We start from the raw sequence: 24,894 nt of genomic DNA, 5'->3' as shown, positions 1-24,894 counted from the left end.
ATAACAAACTGTTCTATTTTAAATTATAGTTCAAAAACTTTTTTTAATTCAGCCGTCACCGGCGAGCAATCCGGATTTGTTTCCATAATATCTTCCATATAGTTCCACCATTTTTGATTGATTGGTGTCAGTGCTATTTGCTCCCAGCGAGCTTCATCTTCTATTTCTAAATAACCAAAAAGTGTACTGGTTTCAGTATTTAAAAAAATTTGATACTTAATTACCCCATGTTCTTTCAGCATTTGACGCATTTCTGGCCATAACTCCTCATGACGTCGTTGATATTCGGCATGTTGATCAGGATATACTTGCATACAAAAGGCTTTTTTTATCATAGCTTTCTCCGTTTTGATACTTTCTCTTCCAAATAGCCAACTTTCGGTGTCACACCAAACGCTTCTGCTAAGCGCCATAAATCTGCATCTGAAATTGTTTGGCGAACGCCTCCTTGCGCACAAACATAAGTGTACACTTCAGCGGCTTTTTCGGCAGTTTCAATTAAACCAAATACTTCATCCATATCACGGCCAGTACCATAAATACCATGTTGCGGCCATAAAACCAAACGAGATTCTTTCATTTTTTCAGCCGTTGCTGCACCAATTTCATTCGTTCCAGGAACCAACCACGGAATAATACCAACACCGTCTGGAAATACTACTAAACATTCGGTACACATTTGCCATAATGTTCTAGTAAAGACTTTTTCATCTAATTCGTGGGTAAAACTCATTGCTAATAAATGACTCGCATGATTATGCATGACAATGCGATTTTCTGGATCAACAGCTAAACGAGCAATATGGCTCATAAAATGGCTAGGTAATTCACTCGTTGGCACAGCTTCATCTTCTAAGCCCCACAATAGTTCTAATTCCTGGCCATTTTCACTAACTCGTAAAATCCCTAAGTTTTCGCTTGGTGCATCACAGACATTTTTAAAATATTTTCCTGAGCCTGTCACGATAAAATATTTTCCTGCTAATTTCGTTGCATCAAATTTCATTGGAATCTTTCGGAGCACTTGTGTTGGATTTAGAAAAGGTAAAATCTCCTCCTCTTTTAATAAATACGAAATATTTCCGCCATTTCGTTCATCCCAACCTAAACGATATAAATTTTTGGTCGTTTTGACCATTTCTTCCACAAATGGTGCTTGTAACACGTTCATTTTTTTCATTTTAGAAGTTCCTCTCGTTTGTTAATTTTATGAAAAACGACAACTATCTTTACCTGTTGGCAATTGACGAGTTGGTAAAATCACTTTTTCGTATTCTTGAACATCCGTTAACCAATCTAAGCCGATAGGTACGTGATTTTCTTGACAGTAGTAGTTCCAGATATCGGCAAATGGAAAGTCTTTTAACTCTTCCGTTAAGGCTAAACGTGTGGTAAAATCTCCTATCAATTCAGCTTCTTTTAAGACGTTTGTTGGCTCAAGCATCGCTTTCATTAACGCTTTTTGTGTATTGCGGGTGCCAATCACCCAAGCGGCAACACGATTGATTGTGGCATCAAAGAAATCTAAGCCCACGTGTGTTTTTCCTAATAAATCATTACGAACTAACTCATTGGCAATTTCTTGCAATTCATCATCCATAATGACAACGTGGTCACTATCCCAGCGAACTGGACGACTGACATGTAATAGCATTCCTTCGCCAAATAAGGATAATGAAGATAACTTATTAGAAATCACTTCTGTTGGATGAAAATGACCAGCATCTAAACAAATTAATTTATTCCGCGTTAAACCGTAGCCCATATAAAATTCATGAGACCCAACTGTATAGGCTTCTGAACCAATCCCAAAGAGCTTGCTTTCCACCGCATCGACTGTATAAGCTGGATCAATTTCCTCTGAAAAAATTTCATCTAGCGAAGCCATTAGCCGCTTTCTCGGCGTTAAACGATCAACTGGGTTATCTTTAAAGCCATCTGGCACCCAAAAGTTATTGACAGCTACTTGTCCTAATTCTCTTCCAAAATATTCAGCAATTCTTCGTGAACGTTTCCCATGCTCAATCCAAAAGTCTCGAACTTGCGGATTCGGATGAGCTAAAGTAAAGCCATCGCGGTACATTGGATGCGAGAAAAAGGTTGGATTAAAGTCCAATCCTAAGCCATTTTCTTTTGCCCAAGTCACCCATGGTTCAAAATGCTTTGGTTCCAGTTCGTTTAAATCTACCCTTTCCTCTGTGTCTAAATAAATAGCATGCAAATTCAATTTGTGTTTTCCTGGAATTAAAGAAAACGCTTTTTCTAAATCTTGACGTAGTTGCTGGGGACTTCGAGCAACGCCTGGATAATTCCCTGTAACTGAAATACCGCCAGAAAGTTCATCCTCACTTAAGAAGCCTCTCACATCATCTCCTTGCCACACATGCATTGAAATTTTGACATCAGCCATTTTTTCCAATACAGCTTCGGTATCTACGCCAATACTGGCATATTTTTCTTTCGCTTCTTCATATTTTTGTGTAATGGTTGTCATAATGAGCTCCTTTTCATAAATGCTTGATAGCGATTTTTTATTGTTGAATCAATTGGATTTGCTTGATAGATTTCCGTGGGAAAAGATGTTTGGATACAAGTACGAGCTGCTGGAATATCTTTAAGTTCACCTGTTGCAATCATCTGCATCAAAAGATTACCTAAAGCAGTTGCTTCCCCAGGTCCCGCTTTCACTGTAACATTAGCAACATCCGCAGTTAGCTGGTTCAATAAACGATTATTGGAACCACCACCGACAACATGTAAAGTTGTAATTTTCCGTTCGATTCCTGTTAATTGAGCTAATTTTTCTAGTTCTACGCTGTAACACAATGCTAAATTATCATAAATACAACGAGCGAGTTCACCAGGGCTTTCAGGAACTGTTTGTTGTGTTTCACGGCAATAGGCTTGTAATTCAGTAATCATATTTCCCGGATTTAAAAAACGAGGATCATTTACATCAATAAATTGTTGAAATGCTGGTTCTTTTTCAGCTAAGGCGGCCAATTCAGCATAGCTATATTGGTAGTTTTGGTGCCGTGCCACTTCTTGAATTAGCCACATACCCATAATATTTTTTAAGAAACGAATTGTGTTCTGGGCGCCCCATTCATTCGTGTAATTTTCTTGGAAAGCTTCAGCAGAAATTGTTGTAACAGTCGTTTCAATGCCTAATAAAGACCAAGTACCACTGCTAATGTACGCCCAGTCATCGCCAATGCCTGGCGTACCTAAAATTGCTGAAGCTGTATCATGACTAGCTATCGTAATCAACGTTGCATTTGGTAAATCATAGTCTGGAAAAGCCGCTGTTTGCAGGTCGCCTAAAATCGTGCCCGGCTCTACTAATGTTGGAAATAGTGTTTCATCAATTCCTAGGAAATCCAGTAATTCACTTTCCCATTGTTTCGTTCCAGCATTCAACAGTTGCGTGGTGGAGGCGTTGGTTGCTTCGATGACTGCTTTTCCAGTAAAGACATAACCTAAGTAATCAGGGATTAACAACAATTGACTGGCTGCAGCCAAACGTTCCTTTTCCTCTACAAATAACTGAAAAATGGTATTAAAAGGTTGAACTTGAATCCCCGTTTGTTGGTACAATTTTTCTAATGAATAGCCTTTTGAAAAATTTGTTACAGCTGCTTCTGTCCGTCCATCTCGATAAGCAATCGGTTCGTCCAAAAGTTGTCCAGATTGATCCAGCAGACAATAGTCAACACCCCAAGTATCAATTCCAATAAAGCATTCCTTGATACCTAATTGTTTAACTTTTTGCAGACCAAGCAGTAACTCATGAACTAAACTAGCCATATCCCAACGCTGATACCCATCTTTTTGATGAAAACCATTTTTAAAACGATGAATTTCTTCTATTGTTATCTGACCATTCGCTAAGCGTTGACTTTTCATTATGCGACCGCTAGAAGCGCCAATATCAACCGCTAAATAGGTTCGTTTCTCAACTTGTTCTTTTTTCACTTTGTTGATAGTTGTCAATCCTTTCACTATTTTTATTTTTTGTACGTTAGACTAACTTTATGTATTCATCATAAACAAAAAATAGCGCTTTCACCTCTCACAATTTTGAGATATAATTGTACTATCTTGGTAATTAGGAGGTTCTTATGGATTATTGGGAAAAAGCCGACTACTCTTGGTCAGACGATTCTAAGCGACATATTTTGACACCTAGCAGCAAAAGTCGCACACTTTTTTATTACATACAGGAAATTGGACAGTTTAAAGCCTCGCGCCCTTATTATACGGAGCGGGCACATTTACCATCATACTTAATTAAATTCACGCTAAATGGTACTGGGGAATTACGCTATCGTTATCATACATACAGCTTACAGAGAGGTGATTTATTCTTTATTGACTGTCGGGATTATCAATACTATCAAGCAACCAGCGAAGATCCTTGGGAAATGGACTGGATTCATTTTGAAGGAGGAAATTCTGGTGCTTTTTTCCAAGAATTTATGAAAAATGGTTCACCAGTTTTCTCCACTAATCAGCTTCCAGAAGATAATCCTATTCATTTAATCATTCAGCAGCTATTACAATTACAAGATTTACAACATGCGCAAACTGATTACCAGTCTTCCGTTTTAATTCATCAATTACTGAACGAATTATTGTTGCAAAAGTATCGTCAAGACTTTACCTACGAAACGATTCCATCATTGGTTTTGGAAATGAAAGCTTACATTGATCAACATTTCAAAGAAACAATTTCTTTAGAAGACTTGGCTCAACTCTTTCATTTAAATAAATATCAATTGAACAAAGAGTTCTCCAAATACATTGGATTACCGCCAATTAAATATCAAATTAGTAAAAAAATTTCTTATTCAAAAGATTTACTACGCTATTCTAATCAAACAGTGAAAGAAATTGCTGTAGATGTTGGTTTAGAAAACTATGCCTACTTTAGTCGATTATTTAAAAAGCGAACTGGATTAACTCCTAGTCAATACCGTAAAAGTGGCTTCTAAAAAATCTCTCTATGACACATAACGTCATAGAGAGATTTTTTATTTCTATGCCTCCTAAACTCAATATTTTATAGTAAATTACCAAATCTAGTTGATTGAACAACTTATATTTCGCTCAATTGGGGTTGTTAGACAATTTGTATTGAATTAAGAAATTAGATTTGGTAACCACATGACAAGTTCAGGTACATATGTGATTAAAAGTAAAATTGCTAAGATTACCAGATAAAATGGAACTAGTGGTTTCAGCATTTGCTCAGCTTTAACACCCCCAACACTAGCACCAACATATAATCCTGTTCCAACAGGTGGTGTAATTGAACCAACACACAAGTTCATAATCGCAAATAAACCAAAATGAACTGGATCCACCCCAACATTCATAACAATTGGTAAAAAGATTGGCGTAAAAATCAAAATAGCTGGACCAACATCCATAAACATTCCCACAAACAATAGGACAACGTTTACTAATAGTAGAATTAAGTATTTATTGTCTGTGATTCCTAAAATAGCTGTACTGATTGCTTCTGGTATCCCTGTAAAAGCCATCGCAAAAGACATCATTGAAGAAGTTGCCAACAAGAACATAATGGTTCCACTCATCAAGACAGCCTCTTTTAACATTTTAGGTAAATCGTTTATTTTCACTGTTTTGTAGTAAAACATTGAAATCAATAATGAGTATGCGACAGCAATTGCTGATGCTTCAATCGCTGTAAATAACCCAGTCAAAATACCGCCAATAATAATGACAATTAACAATACACTGGGAACCGCTTCTCGCAGAACCTTGCTGACTTCTCCTTTTTTTGCTTTTGCCACAGTAGGATAATTATGACGTTTTGCAATAACATAGGCTACCACCATAATTCCTAACGCCCACAAAGAACCTACCAAATAACCTCCTAAAAATAAAGAAGAAATAGAGGCCCCACCAGCCACCAATGAATACATAATAAACGCTGTACTTGGTGGAATAACCATTCCTGTAGGAGCAGAGGCAATATTTACAGCCGTTGCAAATTTCCGATCATAGCCCTCATTTACTTGTTGCGGAATTAGCACGCCACCAATAGCAGTAGATGCTGCAATTGCAGAGCTAGAAATCGAACCAAATAATGCGTTCCCTAACACATTAGTATGTGCTAGCGCGCCGGGAACACGACCAACAAATAACATAGAAAAATTTACCAACTTTTGGGCAATTCCCCCATTATTCATAATCACGCCAGAAAAAATAAAAAACGGAATTGCTACGAGAGAGAAACTATTTAAACTAGAGACCATTTTTTGAGCTGAGGTAAATGCAGCTGCTTCAAAAGGAATTACTAATAACAATGTTGCAATTGAAGATGCCGCAATGCTCATACCAATTGGCATACCAACTACCAATAAGACTGCAAAAACTACAAATAAGATAATGCCTGCTTCTAAAGCCATATTTTTACTCCTATTCTTTTTCTTCTATAAACGCATTAAGAATCTTTTGATTGCGTGAATAACTCTAGCAAATTCATCAAACTATAAATAAACATCAAAACACCTGCTACTGGAACGGCTAAATAGACATAACCCATAGGAATTGCCAAAGATGGTGAAATTTGTCCTAACGTAATTACTACACCATTCCAACCACCAAATATCATAATCACTCCTGCAAAAAGTAGGAACAACAATTGAACAATAAATTCTAAAAAGCGTTTTTGTTTCCCTTGTAATTTTTCACTTAACAAAGTTACTGCTAAATGTCCCTTTTTTCCAACCACATAAGCAGAAGCTAACATCGCCAGCCAGACCAATGCAAAGCGAACAAATTCTTCTGTTAAGGTACTAGGATTTTTTAACACTGTCCGGGCAAACACTTGGTACAAAACGACCAAAACCATTGCAGCAAGAATGATTGATCCAAGTATTTCTAAAAGTCGATTTAAAAATTTTCTAAAACCTGTCATAATTACCTCCTTAATTAGTCCGCCAACTGGCGAATAGCCTGATACAGTTCGCCATGTTCTGAGCTATTTTTGAATGATTCATGCAACGGTTGAACAAGTTTTTGGAATGGTTCACTGTCTACTTGATTGAACACAACGCCATATTCTGCTTGTGCTTTTTTCTTTTCTTCTTCAACTGCTTCTTTAAAGACCGTTTTTTCAAAAGCGGTCGATTCTTTTGCTGCTTCTTCAATCGCTTGTTCTTGTTTCGCTGTCAAACGTTCTTTTGTCCCCTCGTTCATAATCACAATATCTGGCACTCGAGTATGCTCATCATAAGAATAATACTTAGCCACACCACCATGACCAGCTGTATATAAAACGAACTCATTATTCTCTGCACCGTTGATTAGATTAGATTGTAGAGAAGTATATACTTCCGAACTACCCATAGGTACTGGCGAACCTCCTAAAAGTTCTACCATTTTGATGGCGGTTTCACTTTGCATGACCCGAATTTTTTTACCTTTCAAATCATCTGGAGATGTAACAGGCCCTTTGCTCATATAAAAACTTCGTTGACCAGAGTCATAATAAGTTAAACCAACAAATCCTAATTTTTTTGTAGAATCATATACTGGTTGCATTAGCGCTTGATTATCCATTACTTTAAAAAAATGTTTTTCATTATCAAAAATATACGGAATGGCAAATACAGAATAATCTTTAGAAAAACTTTCTAATGCTGATCCACTGACCTTTGCAAAATCAATTGCACCTGTTTGTGTTAATTCAATTAGTTCTGTTTCTCCCCCTAATTGACCATCTGGAAAGTATTCAATTTGAACTTTACCATCTGTTTTTTCCTCTACCAATTCACCGAATTTCTTCATAGAATCGATAACTGGTTGGCTATTACTAGCATACGCATAGCGCAAGACTACCGTATCACTTGCCGAAGCTTCTGTTTTGCCGCAACCACTTAGCAACTGTAATCCTTCCAATACCATAACTGCTGTAAATAAAACCTTTCTTTTTTTCATGAACTTTTCTCCTTACTTTTCTAGCAATAAGAAACAAGCAATTCAGTCAAACATAGGATTGTTAATGATTGACCATAAGGCATCGCTGTCATTCCAATTGTGCGATAAAAATCTAAATTATCACCCATTCCTGTACCAACTGACACATGTTGTACTTCTCCCGTTTCATCAATCTCATTTAGTAAGCCAGCAATTGCTTTGTTTGCCACTTCTTCATATTCAGAAGAAATATATTTTTTATGAACCGCTTTTAAAATCCCATAAGCGAATCCCGCTGTAGCAGAAGATTCTAAATACGAATTTGAATCATTAATTAATGTATGCCATAAACCAGATTCATCTTGGTATTTCGCTAAAGCTGCCACTTGCGCATTGAGGGTACTTAATAAAAATTCCCGTAAACTATCTCCTTTTGGCAACTCTAAGATTTCAATAATTTCTGGAATAGCAATCGTAATCCAGCAGTTCCCTCTTGCCCACAGTGCTTCCGCATAGTTATGATTTCCCTCAAAAGTCCAACCGTGATACCATAGACCACTTTTTTTATCTTGTAAATATTTAATATGGATTAAAAATTGATGCTTTGCTTCTTCCAAATAATCGAGTCGATTCAACAACTTACCAATTTTTGCCAAAGGTAAGACAGTCATCATTAACGTATCATCCCATAATTGATTTTTATTTTCTGGTCCATATGTCGCATGTTGCAAGCCCCCTTCATTCGTTCGGGGCATTTCTTCCATCACCCATTCCGCCCATTGCTCTAAGTAAGGTATATATTTAGAGTCTTTAGTGTCTTCATATAGATAAGCCATTGTTAAAAGCGGAGCCATCGTATTCACATTCTTAGGCGGCGCGCCTTCTTGCATCCGACCTTCAAACCAGTCGTTAACTACTTGTAAAGCTTTTTCACTTTTAGTATTTCGATAATTCTTATATATACCATACAACCCAACGCCTTGCGGCCAGTTCCAAATCGTCCAACTTTTGTCATCAACTTTTAAACCATCAAAATCTAACAGAAATTCACCTGTGTTATCTTTAATCGTTGTTAAATTTCTAATTAATAAGTCAATCGTTGTTTCTACTGTATCTTTTGGTATGAATTGTTCCTGTTTAATAATCATCGGCAATCAAAACTCCTTTTCCATCCCACCAGCGCAAATGAAACGCTTTCATTTTTTTATAATTTTAGTTTAGCAAGGAATGTTAGCAAATTATATAGTTAATCTTGACGAATTACTGTCAAAAATTGACTTTTTTTAAAAATTAGATACGGTTTTTACCAATTCAATCAATGAGTAAATAACAAAAAACGGACATCCTTTTTAGGTATGTCCGCTTTTTGTTACTTATTTATGGTTGTTTTCCAATATAAGCTAAAATTCCACCATCGACATATAAGATATGTCCGTTAACAAAGTCAGAAGCGTTAGATGCTAAGAAAACTGCTGGGCCAGCTAAATCTGCTGGTGTGCCCCAACGATTAGCAGGTGTTCGTCCCAAGATGAATTCGTTAAATGGATGCCCTGGTTCTCTTAATGGCGCCGTCTGTGGCGTTTCAATGTAGCCAGGTCCAATCCCATTACATTGAATATTATATTGTCCATATTCAGAAGCAATATTTTTCGTTAACATTTTTAGTCCGCCTTTTGCCGCCGCGTACGCACTAACTGTTTCACGACCTAGTTCACTCATCATTGAACAGATATTGATAATTTTGCCATGACCCTTTTCAATCATATCTGGAATAACCGCTTTTGCCATAATAAATGGCGCATTCAAGTCAACATCAATCACTTGACGGAACTCTTCTGCTGACATATCCACCATTGGAATTCGTTTAATAATTCCCGCATTATTGACTAAAATATCAATAGAGCCGACTTCTTCTTTAATCTGAGCGACCATCGCTTGAACTTGCTCTTCATCAGTGACATCACACACATAACCACGTGCTTCAATCCCTGCGGCCCGATAATTTTCCAAGCCTTGTTCAACTGATTCAGGAGATAAGTTATTAAAAACAATTGTTGCTCCTGCTTCAGCTAGGGATTTCGCAATCTCAAAGCCAATCCCATAAACAGCACCTGTAATTAACGCTACTTTTCCATCTAATTGAAAATCATTCATTTTAAATTCCATGTTTTCTCCTCTTTCTTTGGTTTATTTTAATTGATCCATTGCAACCATATCCATGTCTGTGTACGTAATATTTTCTCCGCACATGGCCCAAATAAAGGAATAATTACTTGTACCAACCCCAGAATGAATTGACCAGCTTGGTGAAATGGCTGCTTGTTCATTACTCATTACTAAATGTTTCGTTTCGTCTGGTTTACCCATCATGTGGAAAATCCGCGTATCTTCTTCCATATCAAAATAAACATACGCTTCCATACGACGTTCATGTGTATGACAAGGCATTGTATTCCAAGCGCTACCTGGTTCTAAAATGGTGTAACCCATTTGTAACTGGCAACTTTCACAAACGTTCGGATGAATGTATTGGTAAATTTTACGTTGGTTCAATGTTAATGGATCACCCGTTTCCATTGGGGTAATTTCATCAATACTAATTTTTACGTTGGGATATTTATGATGTGCTGGCACACAACTAATGTAAAATTTCGCTGGATTATCAGGGTTTTCTGAAGAAAAACGAACATGTTTTGTTTCTTTCCCAATATAATAGCCATCTTGTTTTTTCATTGTTTCTTTGGCGCCATCAATTTCAATAAAGCCTGGTCCCCCAATATTAATAACCCCTAGTTCACGGCGTTCTAAGAAATAGTCAACCCCTAATTCTTTGTCCAAAATAATTTCTAATTCTTCTGTGGTCGGTGTCACACCACCAAAAATCATCCGATCATTATGTGTGTAGGTTAAGCTGATTGCACCTGGAATAAAAACTTTCTCTACTAAAAATTCATCTCTCAATTGTTCTGTTGAATAGTGACGGATATCCGCCGGACTATGTGTATAACGTGTTTCCATATTTTGCATAACTAAAATCTCCTATCTATTTATTTTTCCTGAGCCCGTTGCCAAAAAAGCAAGGACTTCTTTTTGACTAAATTGATTACAATCACCATGGACAGTATGTTTTAACGCACTAGCCGCTGTCGCAAAATCAATGCAGGTTTGTGGATCATAGGCAGCTAATATGCCATGTAAAACCCCACCAGCAAACGCATCACCGGCACCGACACGGTCAACAATCGGTTGTAATCGATGACATTTGGACGTATAATACGCACCTTTGTACCATAGCGTTCCGATTAATTCATTATCTGTCGCTGAGTGTACTTGACGTTTGGTTGAATAAAATACTTGAATGTTGGGATAACGTTCTTGCATTTTTCGGTAGTACCACGTTAATGCGTCTTCAAGTTCTTCCTCTGGTTCTGGAATCTCCAATAAATAACGAGCATCTAATACCCCAGCTGAACAAATATCAACAAATGGAAGAATGGCCTTCAATGCCACGCTCGCTTCTTTCTGGGACCAAAGTTTCCCTCGATAATTAATGTCAAAACTTACTTGGCACCCTGCTTGCTTCGCTGCTTTAACTAGCGCAACCGTCATACTTTGCCAATTTTTTGATAACGCCGCTGTAATCCCTGAAATATGAAAGATCTCTACTCCTGAAAACAGCTCATGTAAGTCCCATTCCATTTCTTCGATTTGAGCAAAGCTTGAATAGGCGCGATCATAGACAACACTGGCTGCTCGTTCTCCTGTACCAGTTTCCAAGTAATACGTTCCTAGACGTGTTCCGCCAGTTCGTACAAATTCCGTTGAAACCCCATAACGACTTAAATGCTTTTTGGCGGCTTCTCCTAATGAATTATCGGGCACTTTACTGGCAAAAGTCACTTGGTGGCCATAGTTCGCTAACGAAATCGCTACATTCGCTTCACCACCGCCGTAATGTACAGCGAAATTTTCTGTTTGTGCTACGCGTATTCCGACAGGCGTAGACAAACGCAACATGATTTCTCCCAATGTTACGACTTTCCCCATGTGCCTACACCCCTTTGATTGCTTGGAATTTTTCCATATAGGCTTGGGCAACCTCACGAACTTTTTCAAAATCCCCAGTTGCTGCTGGCGCTAACAGATTGCCACCAACACCGACGGCCGTCACACCTGCAGCGAACCACTCGGCCATATTTTCCAAACTGACACCACCCGTTGGCATAATATTTAACTGAGGCAATGGCGCTTTAAATGCTGAAATAACACTCGGTCCATAAACACTTCCCGGAAATAGTTTAATAATATCTGCTCCGCTTTTCAGTGCTTCTTTCATTTCTGTGATGGTCATACAGCCTGGCAAGTAAGGAACTTGATATAAATTGCAAATTTTAGCGGTTTCTTCATCGAAGCTTGGACTCACAATATATTCAGCCCCTGCTACAATAGCTAAACGAGCAGTCGTAGCATCCAAAACTGTCCCCGCACCAATGACTACGTCAGGATTCTCTTGGTATAACGCAACTAATTCCTGAATCACTTCTGTTGCTTGAGGAACAGTAAAGGTTAACTCAATCCCCCGCATACCGCCTGCTACAATGGCTTGACTAGCTTTTAGCGCTTCCTCTTTTGTCTTTCCGCGAACCACAGCAATCACGCCAGCATTTTCTAATTTTTGTAAAATTGATACTCGCTTCAACAGACTCCCTCATTTCTTATTTAGAAATATATATTTATTATAAAGAAATTCACAACTTCATTATACAGATAAAAAAAGAAAATGCAAACGTTTTTACAAAAATAAAAAAAGAAAGACAAACAAAAATCCCAATCGACTTTTGTTTGTCTTTCTTTTTCTACTATAATTTCGCTTCAATCGCTGCTTTTGTTGCCAAAAGGGCTTGATTAATCGTCGTTTTATTTTCCTCTGTCAAACGATATTTCGGCATGCTTACACTAAAAGCACCCGCAATTTCGCCATCTTTCATTAAAGATACTCCGCTACAGAAAATATCTTGTTCAATTTCTTCATCATCGTAAGCAACCCCCGTTTGTTGCACTTGTTTTAATTCTTTTTTCAAACGCAAGGGATTGGTAATCGTATTTTCGGTATAGGGAATTAATGTCTGCGTGTCTAAATATTGTTGCACTTGTTCTTCCGAAAATTCTGCTAAAACGGCTTTACCCATGGCCGAATTATACAAAGGTCGAGTAATTCCCACTTTCGAGGACATGCGAATCGTTTGATTTTTCGGTTCTAATTTATTGATATACAGAATTTCATTATTATTTAAAATCCCTAAATGAATGGTTTCATCGACCGTATTTTGAAGGTTTTCTAAATAAGGTACCGCAATTTCAGCTAAATCGATTTGCTCCACACTTTGATTCGCATAGCGAATCAATTTTGTTCCTAAGCGGTACGTCTTGTTCGTGTCTTTTTGAACATAGCCAATTAATGTTAAGGTTTCTAAAATTTTGATTGCCGTTGATGCCGTCATTTCGGTATTCTTTGCAATTTCCTGTAAGGTTTGATCGGGTTGTAAACTTAGACAGTCCATGATTTTAGCCGCTTTTAACAAGACTGTTCCGTAAGGTTTTGTTTCTTTCATCGAAACCCTCCTTTTCCATATAAGAAATTATATAGAAAAATAAAGAAATTGCAAGAAAAAAAGAACTCGAAGATTCATTCAGTAACGTTTTACTTTCACTTCAGGTCTTTCTCCCAGTCCTATTTCATTCTTATTTTCTTTTCTTTAACTCATCAGAAACATCTGCATCCTTAGGAATTAAAAGATACTCACTGACTTCTGTGGTTTCATTAAATACAACATATAATTTTTGTTCTTCATCGAAATCGCCCAAATCAATCGCTACGTAATTGGGACAAACTTCTGAGATACCATGAAACATTTGACTAAAGATTTTTTTCGTCATCCCCACATTACGATGCTGCTCTTCTGCTTTTTCCACCGCACTTTGTAACGTATATCCTTCATCTAAAAAACGCTTGATCCAATGCACTTTGACGACTGTATGTAACCGATATTTCCGTGGACCGTTTGCGTCTTTCGCAATAGAAGAAATATACCCTTTTTCTTCCCAATAACGAAGTTGACGTGGCGAAACTTCAGCAATTTCACTTAGTTCACTAATTCCTATCAACAAATTTTCTTCATTTAACAAACGCTGAATCATTTTTGACCACATTAGTTTAACTTCCTTTCCCTTATCCTTTCCTTAATTGTAGTTTTTTTTACACCTTTGTCAAGTAAGTTGACAAAGATTCTAATTAGTTGTAAAGTAGTTAATGCAATTTAATTTGAAACTTACAGAAAAAGGAGCGATATATGTGACTTCACAACAACCTGTGGATATTCACGGAAAACCTTATAACCGGTCGTTACTAGTCGGTGTTTTACTAATCGGAACATTTTGTACGATTTTAAACCAAACGCTTTTAACGACGGCCTTACCTACATTAATGAAAGAATTTGATATCTCAGCTTCAAGTGTACAGTGGCTAACCACTGGATTCCTACTTGTGAACGGCATTATGATTCCCATCAGTGCTTGGTTGATTAACAAATTCAGTTCAAAAAAATTATACATAACAGCGATGTCAACGTTCTTAATCGGAACCATCATCTGTTTTGTAGCGCAAGACTTCGGCATGTTATTGACTGGACGTCTTGTTCAAGCCGCAGGGGTCGGTGTATCTATGCCTCTTTTACAAACAATTATGCTTTCAATTTTCCCGCCTGAAAAACGTGGCGCTGCCATGGGCACAACGGGAATTGTTATCGGATTAGCACCCGCTTTAGGTCCAACATTATCTGGTTGGATTATTGATTCTTATACATGGCGTGACCTTTTTGGGATGGTCATTCCAATTGTCGTTTTAGTCCTAATTTTAGCTTCATTTTTAATGAAAAATGTCATTCAATTATCTAATCCAAGTATCGATGTCTTATCGGTCATTCTTTCTACTCTCGGCTTTGGTAGCTTACTTTACGGCTTCTCAAGCGTTGGTGATAAAGGTTGGGGTAGCCCGCAAGTCTATGGATTCTTAATTGTTGGTGCGATTGTTTTATGTCTTTTTACATATCGACAATTGCATTTAGAACAACCTTTCTTAGAACTACGCGTTTTTAAATCAAAAGTCTTTACTGTTGCGGCCATTTTATCTGGCGTAACCAACATGGCAATGATTGGCGCCGAAATGGTTTTACCTTTGTATATCCAAAATATTCGTGGCGAATCTGCCTTCCATTCAGGGTTAATGCTTTTACCAGGAGCGTTAGTCATGGGACTTATGATGCCAGTAACGGGTCGCATTTTTGATAAAATTGGTGCCCGTCGTCTTGCGATTACTGGGATGTTTATTTTAACAGCTGCAACGTTACCGTTTGCTTTCTTAACAAAAGCAACACCTATTATTTATATCATTGTCCTATATGCGATTCGGATGTTTGGTATTTCGATGGTCATGATGCCTGTGACAACTTCTGGCATGAATGCTTTACCAATGAATTTATTAAGTCACGGGACTGCTGTAAACAACACCTTCCGACAAGTAGCCAGCTCAATTGGAACAGCTGTTTTGATTAGTGTTTTAACAAATGTTACCAAAGACGGCTTACCTGCATCGGACTTATTAAAAACAGCCCCACTCACTTATCGCGACCAAGCAACAAACGCAACACTAAACGGTTATCACGCAGCCTTCTTCGTGGCAACAATCTTTGGCGTTCTCGGCTTGGCGATTACTTTCTTCTTAAATAAAAAAGAAGCGATGCCTGTTAAGGAAGTAGGTGCAATGAAATAATGATTATTTTCCTTTTAATCCTTTGCGTGTTAGGCTTTGCCTATACGAATGTATTTGGCCGAAAAGTTTGGCATAAATGCTGTATGGTTATTTTTGGTTTAGGGTTCTTAGCTTCGTTAAGTCTTATCGTTTTAAACGATAAAGATCATTTTGGTATGACCGAAGTTACTCAGGACAAAACGTTTGAACTAAAAAGCAGTAGTTCAAGCAAAGATGGCCCCAACATGTTATTGTACCAGCCGTTGGGCGATGGTTCCGAAAAAGTTTATTTATATAACACACCAGATAAAAAGAAACTACAAAAAACAGGAACGGAAAACGTCACAAACACAGTTCAAAAAGATGCTCAAAAAGCCACATTAGTCCAAAAAACGACGAAATGGTCCTATCAAGAGTCTTGGGCCAAAACACTATTTGGCCTTGCTGACAACGATAACCAATTTGCAAAACAAGAAAACACCTTCAACGTTGCTAGTGACTGGCTAGTTTTAAGTGCTGATCAAGCAAAAAAATTAGGCGAATATATGGAACAACATGCCGCTGATATCAAAAAAGAAGGGACTGAAACAGTTGGCAAAAAAATGATGGCTGCTATGATGGCGAATCCATCAATGTCCCAAGAAGAACAAGCGAAACTCACCGAACAATATACCAAAGAGTTTCAACAAGAATTGATTCAGAAAATTCTTAGTGACATGAAATAAAAAGAAGGACTGCCTGAGAAACTTATCAGGCGGTCCTTCTTTTTCAATGATTAACCCAAATATAAATACCTTGTTCTTCTTTTTCAAGAACTTTTGTTTCCGAAAGCAAATTTCCTGTCACCAAATCATATCTGAGAAGCGTCTGACCAGCTAAAACCAACAACTGATTATCTTTCGTTGTATTTACACTATAAATCATAGATTCTTCTAATTCTTCCGTCTTTAACTGTCCATTAATATTTAAAAAATAACTTTCTTCCGTAGCAAGATTAACAATTGACAGCCCCACTTTCCCTAATGCATTTGGCTCGTGATCAATAATCAAATATTCGGACGTTCTACTTTTGTAAATTAGGTTAGGAAAATTCTCTGTCAATTGAATAAAACGTTGATTTTTAGCATCTAAACCCATTTGCATAATTCGATTATCTGGCACATTTTCATAACTTACTCGGTTTCTATGAGCCGTTATCGGCAAGTAAATTTGATTATTTACAATCACAGAAGAAGTAAAACCATAAACATACTCTGGGCTTGTATCTAAAAATATTTCGTCTGTTAATGTCAAATTTTCTCCTTCTTTAAAAATGAACAACATATTCTCATAAAGTTGTTTTTCTTTGTCTTCCTGACTAGCGACGACATATAGCTTATTTTGTGTTCCTGAAAATTGCGTAACTGGTGTTGTAGATTCATTAAACATGTATGAACTAACTGGATTCCCTTCAGTATCAAAAGAATATAAACGCTCTGCTTGAACAGTATAAAAATAGTTGGAGCTATAACCCGTACCAGTATAAAGATATTTTTCTGTCTTTCTTTTCAAAAGTTCTCCTTTAAAAAAATCAACACTCACTATAAATTCATCCTTAGTGCTGCTCAAAAGATCACCTGTTGAAAATAGTAAATAATGGGATTGTAATCTTCCTTTTGAAAACCCTGTTGGGACAATCTCTGGTAGATCCACACGACTTCGCTTATGTTTTTTGATGTCATTTTCAGAAAATATGAATGAATAAATCGCTTGGGTTGATAATACATAAAAATCTGTTTCTTCTTGCACAACAAAAGATTGCTTTTTTTCTTCTATCAATTTGTCTTTTACAACAAATAACATTATTCCAATACTAATCAAACTAAGAAATCCTGCTACTATTTTTTTCATATTTTCGTTGTATTTCTATATGTAATTGGCGCCTGAACTTTTTTAAACAATTGTCTTATACTCACTATATTATTCCCTAGACAGCTTTGATACCTTTCTTCTACAGTCCATTCTACATAACCAACCAACAACAGTCTAACCGTTTTTTTCATTTTCTCTCCTCCTATTAAAACAATATGCTTCCATTGTGACCATGCACAACAAAAGCATATCATTCAATCTTTTAACAAACAATCTAATTTCAGATTATTTGAACTGTTTAGAAAAAACCCAAAATATATCTTTTTAATTATAAATCGCTTTAATCGGATCCATCCTCGAGGCACCAATTGCTGGAATAATCCCGAAAAAGATACCTGTGAAGACCGAAACTAATGTTGAAATAGCAAAGATGGACGGCGTAATAATTGGCGTAATCGAAATATACCCACCGACCACAGTTGCCAATAAATAGCCGCAGCCGACACCAATCAAACCACCAATCAATGTGATAAACGCTGCTTCCATTAAAAATTGGAATAAAATGACTCGTGGTTTAGCACCAATGGCCCGGCGAATCCCGATTTCTCGTTTCCGTTCCGTAACAGACACATACATGATGTTCATGACGCCAATTCCCCCGACTAATAGGGAGATTGCAGTAATTGCCATCAGAAACATCGTCATACCCGTGACCATTTCTTCCATTTGTTGTTGGAGTTGTTGGTCTTGGTCATTTTCTTTAAACGTTCCTTTCACTTCAGGATGATTTTCACTTAAAATGGTGATTGCCTGTCCTAAAATTGCTTCACGGTCCGCTCCCTCACGAACCTTAATATTGATGCCACTAATTGCTTTTGTTTTTGCTAATTTATTGTATGATTCTCGAGAAACAAAACTGCTCATAGCAGTTGCCCAATCATCGTTCATACCCAAACTATCTAAATCTTTTGGTGCTAAAATACCAATCACCTTGTACATATAACCACCAATTGAAACAGCTTTTCCAATGAGTTGGCTAGGATCATCAAGCCGAATTTGCGCTTCAAAGATATCATGATTTAAGACAATCGCATCTGTATTTGCATCGCTCGGTTGAAAATCACGACCATATAAAATATCATTCTGCCCTTTAGTCGACGTAATGGATAAATTCGCTTGCGCCCCAAAATAATCCATTGGTACAAACAAATTGTCTCCGCCCCCCATCATTGATTCACCATATTGAGGATAAATACTTTCAATTCCTTGAATGTCTTGTAATTTTTTCAAGTCCACTCGGCTAAACGTATAATCTGGCTCTTCATAGGACATAAAATTGTCACTGCTACCATCCGACATTGTATAATGAATCTTCAAAACATCCGCGTTCACTGCACTGGATGCCTTCACAACTTGACGCTTCATCCCTTCACCTAGCGCAGAAATCGTTACGACTGATGTAATCCCAATAATAATCCCGACCATCGTCAAAAATACCCGCAACTTATGCGCCTTTAAGCTTAAAAAAGTACTAACAAATAAATTAGCAATCATCTAATCACCTCTTCTTCCAAAAAGCGACCATCTTTCATATGAATCACTCGTGAGGCATATTTTTTCATATCTTCATCATGTGTCACCATGACAATTGTTTTGCCCTGTTCATTCAATTCTTTCAATAATTCCATGATTTCTGTACCCGTTTCACTATCCAATGCCCCAGTCGGTTCATCAGCCATAATCAATAATGGATCATTCACCAAGGAACGAGCAATGGCTACTCTTTGTTGCTGTCCTCCAGAAAGTTCAGTAACTTTTGATTTGGCTTTTGTTTCCAAACCGACAATTTTTAGGTACTTCTCAGCAATCGCTTTTTTCTCAGCGCGGCTTTTTTTTCCTTCATAAACACAGGGCAATTGAACATTTTGACTAACATTTAAAGAATTAATCAAGAAAAATTGTTGAAAAATAAATCCTAGATATTCATTGCGAAAGGCTGATTTTTTATTTTCAGACAATTTTGAAACATCTGTTCCTGAGAAATGATAACTTCCGTCTGTTAAGCGATCCAAGAAACCAATAATGTTCATCAGCGTTGTCTTACCGCTACCGGACTTCCCCATGATTAAAATGAACTCTCCTTGATGGATGGTCAAGTTCAATTCTTTTAAAACATGTAGTTTTTCCTTACCTACTGGATAGAACTTGTTAATGTCCCGCAATTCAATGAGGGGTTGATTTGTATTGTTTGCTTCCACCATCAAGCCCTCCTATTTCGACGCATCTGTCATTGATTCGTTGGTTGCTGATTCATCAGAAGCAATCGCTGCATCTGATTCCACAATATCACCGACTTTTACTGGTTTTTTTGAAGAAATAACCACTCGGTCGGCTGATTCTAAGCCAGATTCAATCGCCATTTTGTCGCCATTTTCTTGCCCGACTTGGACATCACGACGAATGATGGTTCCAAAATCATTCACTAAAACGTAGGCCTGTTCACCCTCTTTTTGAATCGCTTTTTTCGGTAACTCAATCGCCCCTAAATCGCCTAAATCAATGGTTGCTTGCATATGGTAGCCATTTTTAACTTTGTCTAAATTGGCCAACGCAATTTTGACGCTATAACTAGACATCGTCGTGCCGCCCTCTGGATTGCCACTCGCGGCATCGCTGTTGCCTTCAGGAGGATTATCATCGATGTAAGAAATTGAGCCATCCACAACCACATTGTTGGAAACAGAAGTTAGTTTAGCTTTTTGCCCAACACTAATTTTAGTCAAGTCCTTTTCATTCACTTTCCCAGCTAAATAAAGATCTTCTGAAGTTAACCGTAAAATCGGTGAATTGGCATCTTTTACTTCTGGAATTGATACGCGACCTTTGAAATTAGCCTTTGTGGAAATATATTGCTTCGCTCCTAAATCCGCTAAGGTTTCATTGGTGAAGGTAATCTCTTCATCTACCGCATCGACTTCTGTTTGATATTGTTCATTTAAATCATCACCAGACATCGTGCGGTCTTCTTCTTTAGTTTTATTAAATTTATCAATGGCCCGATTCCACTTATTATAGATATTCGCCCGCTTCGTTTCTAATTTGGCTAAGCTATTTTGTTGTGCCTCAATTTCTTTTGTGACCGCCTCATCTTCATAAGTAAATAATTCTGTGCCTGCATCTACGACATCGCCGTTTTTCACCTTAATCTCTGGATCCTTTGTTATTTTTTGATCACGCGCAAAGGCTTCCATTTGTTCTGGTTGGATGACACCGTTAATATAAATTTGTTGCAAGTCGGGAACGTCAAAATAGTCAATTCCCCAGTCATCTTTAGGCGCTTGCTTGACAGCTACTTGTTGTGCATTTTTATTTAACGCATTCACAGTTACGATGCCCCCAACCGCAATTACCGCAACTGCCCCCAATATAATTATCGTTTTCTTCTTCATTTTCTTCGTTTCATCTCCTCATTCTGTCTATTTTCCCCAACAAACTAAATTGCTCGGTCGTTCACTTATAACTATTTAACCATGCTTGAATTCAAGAAACAAGGGCATTTCTCTAGGCCTTTAGTCTGATTTATTTCATTTTTGTTCATTTTTTTATTTATTTCACGACAATAAATAACCATTGTTGGGTCTTTGTGTTTCAACAATCTAAAAAGGTTATTTTTATGTTATTTATAACTAAACTATGCGCAATCGAGATTTTTTGCTTCTTTTTTTATTTAAGGTACACTAGAAGAAACAATTGAAAGTGAGGGCTTGCCATGAAAGTCATTATTTTTGGCGGTAGCGGTTTTTTAGGTCAACAAATCGCGAAAATTTTAGTCCAACGCCAACATCAAGTCATCAGTGTTTCACGTCATGGAAAGCCTGCCACGCTCTCCGCATCTTGGAGCCACCAAGTGCAGTGGGTATGCTCCGATGTTACTCGTGACACGAATTGGCAAGAACAAGTCCAGCGTGCTGACTGGGTCATTGATACAGTAGGTATTTTATTTGAAAATCCACGAAAAAAGAAAACCTATCAACGGCTAATTCTGACGCCAGTGAAAAAAATCAGCTCTTTTTTAGCACAACAAAAAAAGCCAGCTAAGTTTTTATTTATTTCAGCCAATACTGTTCCTTTCCCTTTGAGAAAATATATGGATGCCAAATTGGCAGCGGAGGAACTAATCCACCAAGAAGTCGCCGAAGCAGTGATTTTTTATCCTAGTTTACTTGTAGGTCAAGAACGTACCGGCACCATACTTTTTAGTAAATGTATTTATTTTTTTAAGAAAATCCCCTTTTTAAAGAACTTATTTATTGGCTATGATCCTGTGCCTGTGGCAGAAATGGCACAAGAAATTGTTCACGTTTTAGAAGGCGGCAATTCTATTTACACACACAGAAGGACCCGTTAACAAGTTATCTCCCAATCGTCTCTGTCTAGAGGCGGTTTTTTTGTGTTACAATACAACTGTTCGAAGGAGAGAAGAAGCATGAAAAAAATTGCCATTATTGGCGGCGGCATTATCGGAATGACGTTAGCTAATTATTTAGATCCACAAAAATTTGATATTACCGTTTATGATGAAGGGCTCGGCCAAGCGACTAAAGCGAGCGCCGGGATTATTTCCCCTTGGCTATCCAAACGTCGGAATAAGAAATGGTACCAATTAGCGCGAGAGGGCGCTGCCCTATTTCCAAAGCTAGTCAAAGATTTTCAGCTGACGGAGGATATTTATCGTCAATCAGGGACAGTCATTTTGCGTCCGGCAGCTGCTTTGGCAGACTTAGCCCATTTGGCAGAAGAGCGTAAGCAAACTGCACCTGAAATTGGAGAAATCACGATGTTGTCAGCGGTTCAAACAGCGAAGTTCTTACCGCTACTTAAGGAAACTCCCTCACTTTTTATTTCTGGCGGCGGTCGCCTAGATGGACCAGCTTATCTAAACCATCTTCAGAAACGCGCCGAAGCTAAAGGGGTCACTTTTTGCTCACAACGGGCGCACTTTCGTCAACTGAATCAAGGGTGGGAAATTGTCACAAATTCAGAAAAAAAGAGCGTTGATTTTCTCGCTTTAACACCTGGTCCTCATTTAAAGGAATTACTCGCTACTTTAAATTTATCTGTGGACATTCGTCCCCAAAAAGGACAATTGTTAGTTTTCGAGACCCCTTTTACAAATAGTCAGCAATGGCCTGTTGCTATGTTAGATGGCGAAGCCGATTTAATTCCTTTTAATCAAGGAAAAATTTTATTAGGTGCCACCCACGAAAATGAACAAGCCTGGGATTTAGAAGAGACTGTTAGCGCTTTTCAACAACTAACTTCTGGGACTGCGCCATTTCTAAAAGAAGCAGAGCAGCTTTTTAAGCAACCCATGCATTACCGCGTTGGTACACGTGCTTATACATCTGATTTCGCTCCGTTTTTTGGTCCTTTGCCAGAGCTGCCCCACCTTGTGGTTGCTAGCGGACTTGGTTCATCAGGACTCACTACTGGCCCATTCATTGGTTACCAATTAGCTGAATACTTCAATACAGGTGCCTTCAAAGGAGAGCTTTATCAAAAACCACTTAGTCACTATGTAAAAAACAACCCCTCACTTTAATCAGTGAGCGGTTGTTTTTTTCTTTAATTAAGAAATGTGAAGTATCTTGGTAGAAGGATTTTGTTATTATGCTACTTGTGGTCGCGCATAGCGTTCTACGTTTTGTTTAATATTTTTAACCGTTTCTGGATCTTCAATGCCCGTTACTTCAGCGATCACTGTATCAACGCTTTCTTGGTCAAGCATTTCCTGTAATTGACGGCTTTGTTCATCTTCTGGATCATGATAATTAAAAACAATACCAATCATTGCTAATAAATGCGGCGACACTAGATTGCGTTCCTGTAATTCACGGATTGGTCGAATAAACCGTTCTTGCGCACCTAATTTTCTGATTGGTGTCCGTGCTACACGTGTAATAGCATCTGAAATATATTTATTTTGGAAACGTTGAATAATTTTTTCAATATAGGCTGCATGTTCTTGTTCATCAAAATTCCATTTGGCCACTAAAAGTTTACCGGTTTCCTGCAAAACTGATTTGAGTTGTGCTACTACTAAGGCGTCCTGCATCGCTTCGTCAATGGTTTGATAGCCTAACAACGCCCCTGTATAGGCAACTGTAGCATGGCCAGTGTTTACACTAAATAATTTTCGTTCAATATACGGCTCTAAATCAGCAACGTAATGAACGCCTTCTAACTGAATCTCTTTGGCTTTTCGGTTGGTATCATCAATGACCCATTCACAAAAAGGCTCAACTTGAACAAAAAGTGGATCTTCATGTTTTTGTAATGGAACAATCCGATCAACCGCCGCATCAGGAAAACCAATCCATTGTTCAGCATAAGCTGGGTTTTTCAAATATTTGGCCACTTCTTCTGCTAAAAAGGTTGAACCACCAATCATATTTTCACAAGCGATAATATCCAGCGGCTTTTGACAATTTGCTTCGGCACGTGCATCAATTCCTTGAGCAATTAATTCAGCAATTCTTGGTAAAATATTAGGACCAATTGCCGTCGTGACTAAATCGGCGTCCGCAATTGCTTCTACTACTTTTTCTGGTTCTGTCATGTTATTTAACCCGGTCACATTTTCAACGTTAATTTGTTGATGTGAGGCATCGGCCAATTCAATTGTATAACTTTTACGTTCTTTTAACGCTTGAATGATGGTTTCATTAACATCCACAAACGTAATATGAAACCCGTTTTTAGCTAAAATTTCGCCAATAAAGCCGCGTCCAATATTTCCTGCTCCAAAATGTACTGCGTTCATTCTTATTCTCTCCTTTAAGCAATGGCTAAATTTTCTGTTATTTCTTCTTTACTTAATGCATCGGCAAGTTGCACCACGTTATCCATATCACTACAATAAAGTGCAATTTGTTGGACTAATTGCAAATGTTCTTCACCGACTCCGGCAATCCCAAATAATACGGTAGCAATTTTTTCATCTTCTTCGGTGCCAAAATTAACGCCCTCTGGGACTTGCACTACACAGATTCCTGATTTTTTCACTAATTTTTTGGCTTCTTCTGTTCCATGAGGAATGGCAATAAAATTCCCCATATAAACAGATAGCAATTGGTCTCTTTCAATCATTGCTTCGATATAAGCGGGCTCAACACAGCCTGCCTCGACTAGTTTTTCGCCGCAAAAGCGAATAGCTTCTTCTTTTGTATTAAACTGTTGATTTAATTCAATTGAAATATTCGTAAGATTTTCCATTGTTTTCTTCC

General features: G+C 37.8%; 26 protein-coding genes. 5 read left to right on the top strand and 21 right to left on the bottom strand.

Annotated elements, in window-relative coordinates; translation table 11 throughout:
- Positions 1–23: 23 nt before the first annotated feature.
- Genes rhaM through rhaB form a run of 4 tightly spaced genes read right to left on the bottom strand, consistent with a single transcriptional unit; the run spans position 24 to position 4,002 of the window.
- Positions 24–335 (bottom strand): L-rhamnose mutarotase, encoded by a 312-nt coding sequence (gene rhaM, locus IGK27_RS01690; RefSeq protein WP_033626487.1) that lies wholly within the window; start codon positions 333–335, stop codon positions 24–26.
- Positions 332–1,180, bottom strand: a complete 849-nt coding sequence (gene rhaD / locus IGK27_RS01685) for a rhamnulose-1-phosphate aldolase (protein ID WP_002391529.1) — start codon at positions 1,178–1,180, stop codon at positions 332–334. Before rhaD ends, rhaM begins: the two co-directional genes overlap by 4 nt.
- A gap of 27 nt (positions 1,181–1,207) precedes the next feature.
- The gene (gene rhaA / locus IGK27_RS01680) at positions 1,208–2,494 is read right to left on the bottom strand and encodes an L-rhamnose isomerase (RefSeq protein ID WP_033626488.1); all 1,287 of its coding nucleotides are present in this window, start codon (positions 2,492–2,494) and stop codon (positions 1,208–1,210) included.
- Positions 2,491–4,002, bottom strand: a complete 1,512-nt coding sequence (gene rhaB, locus IGK27_RS01675) for a rhamnulokinase (RefSeq protein ID WP_002364952.1) — start codon at positions 4,000–4,002, stop codon at positions 2,491–2,493. The genes rhaA and rhaB overlap by 4 nt, the downstream gene beginning before the upstream one ends.
- A 119-nt stretch (positions 4,003–4,121) precedes the next feature.
- Here rhaB and IGK27_RS01670 point away from each other — a divergent pair, with 119 nt between their 5' ends.
- On the top strand, positions 4,122–4,994 hold the full coding sequence (locus tag IGK27_RS01670; protein WP_002355307.1) for a helix-turn-helix domain-containing protein: 873 nt from the start codon (positions 4,122–4,124) through the stop codon (positions 4,992–4,994).
- 147 nt (positions 4,995–5,141) lie between these two features.
- On the opposite strand, the gene IGK27_RS01665 is transcribed toward IGK27_RS01670, so the two are convergent.
- The 10 genes from IGK27_RS01665 to IGK27_RS01620 all read right to left on the bottom strand — a co-directional run bounded on the left by IGK27_RS01665 (position 5,142) and on the right by IGK27_RS01620 (position 14,160).
- Positions 5,142–6,437, bottom strand: coding sequence for a TRAP transporter large permease (locus IGK27_RS01665; RefSeq protein ID WP_002355306.1), 1,296 nt, complete (start codon positions 6,435–6,437; stop codon positions 5,142–5,144).
- Positions 6,438–6,472: 35 nt separating this feature from the next.
- Positions 6,473–6,949 carry a TRAP transporter small permease gene (locus IGK27_RS01660; protein ID WP_002358409.1) on the bottom strand — a complete coding sequence of 159 codons (477 nt, stop codon included), beginning with the start codon at positions 6,947–6,949 and terminating at the stop codon, positions 6,473–6,475.
- Positions 6,950–6,963: 14 nt separating this feature from the next.
- Positions 6,964–7,971, bottom strand: coding sequence for a TRAP transporter substrate-binding protein (locus IGK27_RS01655; RefSeq protein ID WP_033626489.1), 1,008 nt, complete (start codon positions 7,969–7,971; stop codon positions 6,964–6,966).
- A 20-nt stretch (positions 7,972–7,991) separates the two neighbouring features.
- The gene (locus IGK27_RS01650; protein ID WP_002385348.1) at positions 7,992–9,098 is read right to left on the bottom strand and encodes a glycoside hydrolase family 88/105 protein; all 1,107 of its coding nucleotides are present in this window, start codon (positions 9,096–9,098) and stop codon (positions 7,992–7,994) included.
- A 229-nt stretch (positions 9,099–9,327) separates the two neighbouring features.
- Positions 9,328–10,116 (bottom strand): gluconate 5-dehydrogenase, encoded by a 789-nt coding sequence (locus tag IGK27_RS01645; protein WP_002362994.1) that lies wholly within the window; start codon positions 10,114–10,116, stop codon positions 9,328–9,330.
- A 21-nt stretch (positions 10,117–10,137) separates the two neighbouring features.
- The gene (gene kduI, locus IGK27_RS01640) at positions 10,138–10,977 is read right to left on the bottom strand and encodes a 5-dehydro-4-deoxy-D-glucuronate isomerase (protein WP_002355301.1); all 840 of its coding nucleotides are present in this window, start codon (positions 10,975–10,977) and stop codon (positions 10,138–10,140) included.
- A 12-nt stretch (positions 10,978–10,989) separates the two neighbouring features.
- Positions 10,990–11,997 carry a sugar kinase gene (locus IGK27_RS01635; RefSeq protein ID WP_002385349.1) on the bottom strand — a complete coding sequence of 336 codons (1,008 nt, stop codon included), beginning with the start codon at positions 11,995–11,997 and terminating at the stop codon, positions 10,990–10,992.
- 4 nt (positions 11,998–12,001) lie between these two features.
- Positions 12,002–12,649 (bottom strand): bifunctional 4-hydroxy-2-oxoglutarate aldolase/2-dehydro-3-deoxy-phosphogluconate aldolase, encoded by a 648-nt coding sequence (locus IGK27_RS01630; RefSeq protein WP_002367887.1) that lies wholly within the window; start codon positions 12,647–12,649, stop codon positions 12,002–12,004.
- 160 nt (positions 12,650–12,809) lie between these two features.
- Positions 12,810–13,562, bottom strand: coding sequence for an IclR family transcriptional regulator (locus tag IGK27_RS01625; RefSeq protein ID WP_002355294.1), 753 nt, complete (start codon positions 13,560–13,562; stop codon positions 12,810–12,812).
- Positions 13,563–13,692: 130 nt separating this feature from the next.
- The gene (locus IGK27_RS01620; protein WP_002383688.1) at positions 13,693–14,160 is read right to left on the bottom strand and encodes a MerR family transcriptional regulator; all 468 of its coding nucleotides are present in this window, start codon (positions 14,158–14,160) and stop codon (positions 13,693–13,695) included.
- A gap of 100 nt (positions 14,161–14,260) precedes the next feature.
- Between IGK27_RS01620 and IGK27_RS01615 the strand changes: the two genes are divergently transcribed.
- Together IGK27_RS01615 and IGK27_RS01610 are read left to right on the top strand one after the other, a co-directional pair.
- On the top strand, positions 14,261–15,778 hold the full coding sequence (locus IGK27_RS01615) for an MDR family MFS transporter (RefSeq protein WP_002385351.1): 1,518 nt from the start codon (positions 14,261–14,263) through the stop codon (positions 15,776–15,778).
- Positions 15,778–16,482, top strand: a complete 705-nt coding sequence (locus IGK27_RS01610) for a DUF4811 domain-containing protein (protein ID WP_002364955.1) — start codon at positions 15,778–15,780, stop codon at positions 16,480–16,482. Before IGK27_RS01615 ends, IGK27_RS01610 begins: the two co-directional genes overlap by 1 nt.
- Positions 16,483–16,525: 43 nt before the next feature.
- On the opposite strand, the gene IGK27_RS01605 is transcribed toward IGK27_RS01610, so the two are convergent.
- The 5 genes from IGK27_RS01605 to IGK27_RS01585 form a co-directional block, all read right to left on the bottom strand.
- Positions 16,526–17,617 (bottom strand): hypothetical protein, encoded by a 1,092-nt coding sequence (locus IGK27_RS01605; protein ID WP_224800129.1) that lies wholly within the window; start codon positions 17,615–17,617, stop codon positions 16,526–16,528.
- A gap of 26 nt (positions 17,618–17,643) precedes the next feature.
- Positions 17,644–17,799, bottom strand: coding sequence for a hypothetical protein (locus tag IGK27_RS01600; RefSeq protein WP_010709202.1), 156 nt, complete (start codon positions 17,797–17,799; stop codon positions 17,644–17,646).
- A gap of 133 nt (positions 17,800–17,932) precedes the next feature.
- Complete coding sequence (locus IGK27_RS01595; protein ID WP_002355288.1) at positions 17,933–19,162, bottom strand: ABC transporter permease; 1,230 nt, start codon at positions 19,160–19,162, stop codon at positions 17,933–17,935.
- The gene (locus IGK27_RS01590) at positions 19,159–19,869 is read right to left on the bottom strand and encodes an ABC transporter ATP-binding protein (protein ID WP_002383683.1); all 711 of its coding nucleotides are present in this window, start codon (positions 19,867–19,869) and stop codon (positions 19,159–19,161) included. Before IGK27_RS01590 ends, IGK27_RS01595 begins: the two co-directional genes overlap by 4 nt.
- A 9-nt stretch (positions 19,870–19,878) precedes the next feature.
- Positions 19,879–21,057 (bottom strand): efflux RND transporter periplasmic adaptor subunit, encoded by a 1,179-nt coding sequence (locus tag IGK27_RS01585; RefSeq protein ID WP_002355284.1) that lies wholly within the window; start codon positions 21,055–21,057, stop codon positions 19,879–19,881.
- 320 nt (positions 21,058–21,377) lie between these two features.
- Between IGK27_RS01585 and IGK27_RS01580 the strand changes: the two genes are divergently transcribed.
- Positions 21,378–22,016, top strand: coding sequence for an NAD(P)H-binding protein (locus IGK27_RS01580; RefSeq protein WP_002358396.1), 639 nt, complete (start codon positions 21,378–21,380; stop codon positions 22,014–22,016).
- A 78-nt stretch (positions 22,017–22,094) separates the two neighbouring features.
- Positions 22,095–23,210 (top strand): NAD(P)/FAD-dependent oxidoreductase, encoded by a 1,116-nt coding sequence (locus IGK27_RS01575; protein WP_033626490.1) that lies wholly within the window; start codon positions 22,095–22,097, stop codon positions 23,208–23,210.
- Positions 23,211–23,276: 66 nt separating this feature from the next.
- Here IGK27_RS01575 and IGK27_RS01570 read toward each other — a convergent pair whose 3' ends face one another.
- Both IGK27_RS01570 and IGK27_RS01565 read right to left on the bottom strand, forming a co-directional pair.
- The gene (locus tag IGK27_RS01570) at positions 23,277–24,431 is read right to left on the bottom strand and encodes a mannitol-1-phosphate 5-dehydrogenase (RefSeq protein WP_033626491.1); all 1,155 of its coding nucleotides are present in this window, start codon (positions 24,429–24,431) and stop codon (positions 23,277–23,279) included.
- Between the two features lie 14 nt (positions 24,432–24,445).
- Positions 24,446–24,883 carry a PTS sugar transporter subunit IIA gene (locus IGK27_RS01565; protein WP_002355279.1) on the bottom strand — a complete coding sequence of 146 codons (438 nt, stop codon included), beginning with the start codon at positions 24,881–24,883 and terminating at the stop codon, positions 24,446–24,448.
- Between the last annotated feature and the right edge of the window lie 11 nt (positions 24,884–24,894).

Source organism: Enterococcus sp. DIV0236 (assembly GCF_050558525.1).
Taxonomy (GTDB): domain Bacteria; phylum Bacillota; class Bacilli; order Lactobacillales; family Enterococcaceae; genus Enterococcus; species Enterococcus faecalis.
The sequence above is the reverse complement of the archived record's forward strand: the minus strand, read 5'-3'. Positions and strand labels throughout refer to the sequence as shown.

Coding starts and splice junctions, on each gene's coding strand:
- rhaM (WP_033626487.1), bottom strand. CDS start 335: ATGATAAAAAAAGCCTTTTGTATGCAAGTATATCCTGATCAACATGCC.
- rhaD (WP_002391529.1), bottom strand. CDS start 1,180: ATGAAAAAAATGAACGTGTTACAAGCACCATTTGTGGAAGAAATGGTC.
- rhaA (WP_033626488.1), bottom strand. CDS start 2,494: ATGACAACCATTACACAAAAATATGAAGAAGCGAAAGAAAAATATGCC.
- IGK27_RS01670 (WP_002355307.1), top strand. CDS start 4,122: ATGGATTATTGGGAAAAAGCCGACTACTCTTGGTCAGACGATTCTAAG.
- IGK27_RS01665 (WP_002355306.1), bottom strand. CDS start 6,437: ATGGCTTTAGAAGCAGGCATTATCTTATTTGTAGTTTTTGCAGTCTTA.
- IGK27_RS01660 (WP_002358409.1), bottom strand. CDS start 6,949: ATGACAGGTTTTAGAAAATTTTTAAATCGACTTTTAGAAATACTTGGA.
- IGK27_RS01655 (WP_033626489.1), bottom strand. CDS start 7,971: ATGAAAAAAAGAAAGGTTTTATTTACAGCAGTTATGGTATTGGAAGGA.
- IGK27_RS01650 (WP_002385348.1), bottom strand. CDS start 9,098: ATGATTATTAAACAGGAACAATTCATACCAAAAGATACAGTAGAAACA.
- IGK27_RS01645 (WP_002362994.1), bottom strand. CDS start 10,116: ATGGAATTTAAAATGAATGATTTTCAATTAGATGGAAAAGTAGCGTTA.
- kduI (WP_002355301.1), bottom strand. CDS start 10,977: ATGCAAAATATGGAAACACGTTATACACATAGTCCGGCGGATATCCGT.
- IGK27_RS01635 (WP_002385349.1), bottom strand. CDS start 11,997: ATGGGGAAAGTCGTAACATTGGGAGAAATCATGTTGCGTTTGTCTACG.
- IGK27_RS01625 (WP_002355294.1), bottom strand. CDS start 13,562: ATGAAAGAAACAAAACCTTACGGAACAGTCTTGTTAAAAGCGGCTAAA.
- IGK27_RS01620 (WP_002383688.1), bottom strand. CDS start 14,160: ATGTGGTCAAAAATGATTCAGCGTTTGTTAAATGAAGAAAATTTGTTG.
- IGK27_RS01615 (WP_002385351.1), top strand. CDS start 14,261: ATGCAATTTAATTTGAAACTTACAGAAAAAGGAGCGATATATGTGACT.
- IGK27_RS01610 (WP_002364955.1), top strand. CDS start 15,778: ATGATTATTTTCCTTTTAATCCTTTGCGTGTTAGGCTTTGCCTATACG.
- IGK27_RS01600 (WP_010709202.1), bottom strand. CDS start 17,799: ATGAAAAAAACGGTTAGACTGTTGTTGGTTGGTTATGTAGAATGGACT.
- IGK27_RS01595 (WP_002355288.1), bottom strand. CDS start 19,162: ATGATTGCTAATTTATTTGTTAGTACTTTTTTAAGCTTAAAGGCGCAT.
- IGK27_RS01590 (WP_002383683.1), bottom strand. CDS start 19,869: ATGGTGGAAGCAAACAATACAAATCAACCCCTCATTGAATTGCGGGAC.
- IGK27_RS01585 (WP_002355284.1), bottom strand. CDS start 21,057: ATGAAGAAGAAAACGATAATTATATTGGGGGCAGTTGCGGTAATTGCG.
- IGK27_RS01580 (WP_002358396.1), top strand. CDS start 21,378: ATGAAAGTCATTATTTTTGGCGGTAGCGGTTTTTTAGGTCAACAAATC.
- IGK27_RS01575 (WP_033626490.1), top strand. CDS start 22,095: ATGAAAAAAATTGCCATTATTGGCGGCGGCATTATCGGAATGACGTTA.
- IGK27_RS01570 (WP_033626491.1), bottom strand. CDS start 24,431: ATGAACGCAGTACATTTTGGAGCAGGAAATATTGGACGCGGCTTTATT.
- IGK27_RS01565 (WP_002355279.1), bottom strand. CDS start 24,883: ATGGAAAATCTTACGAATATTTCAATTGAATTAAATCAACAGTTTAAT.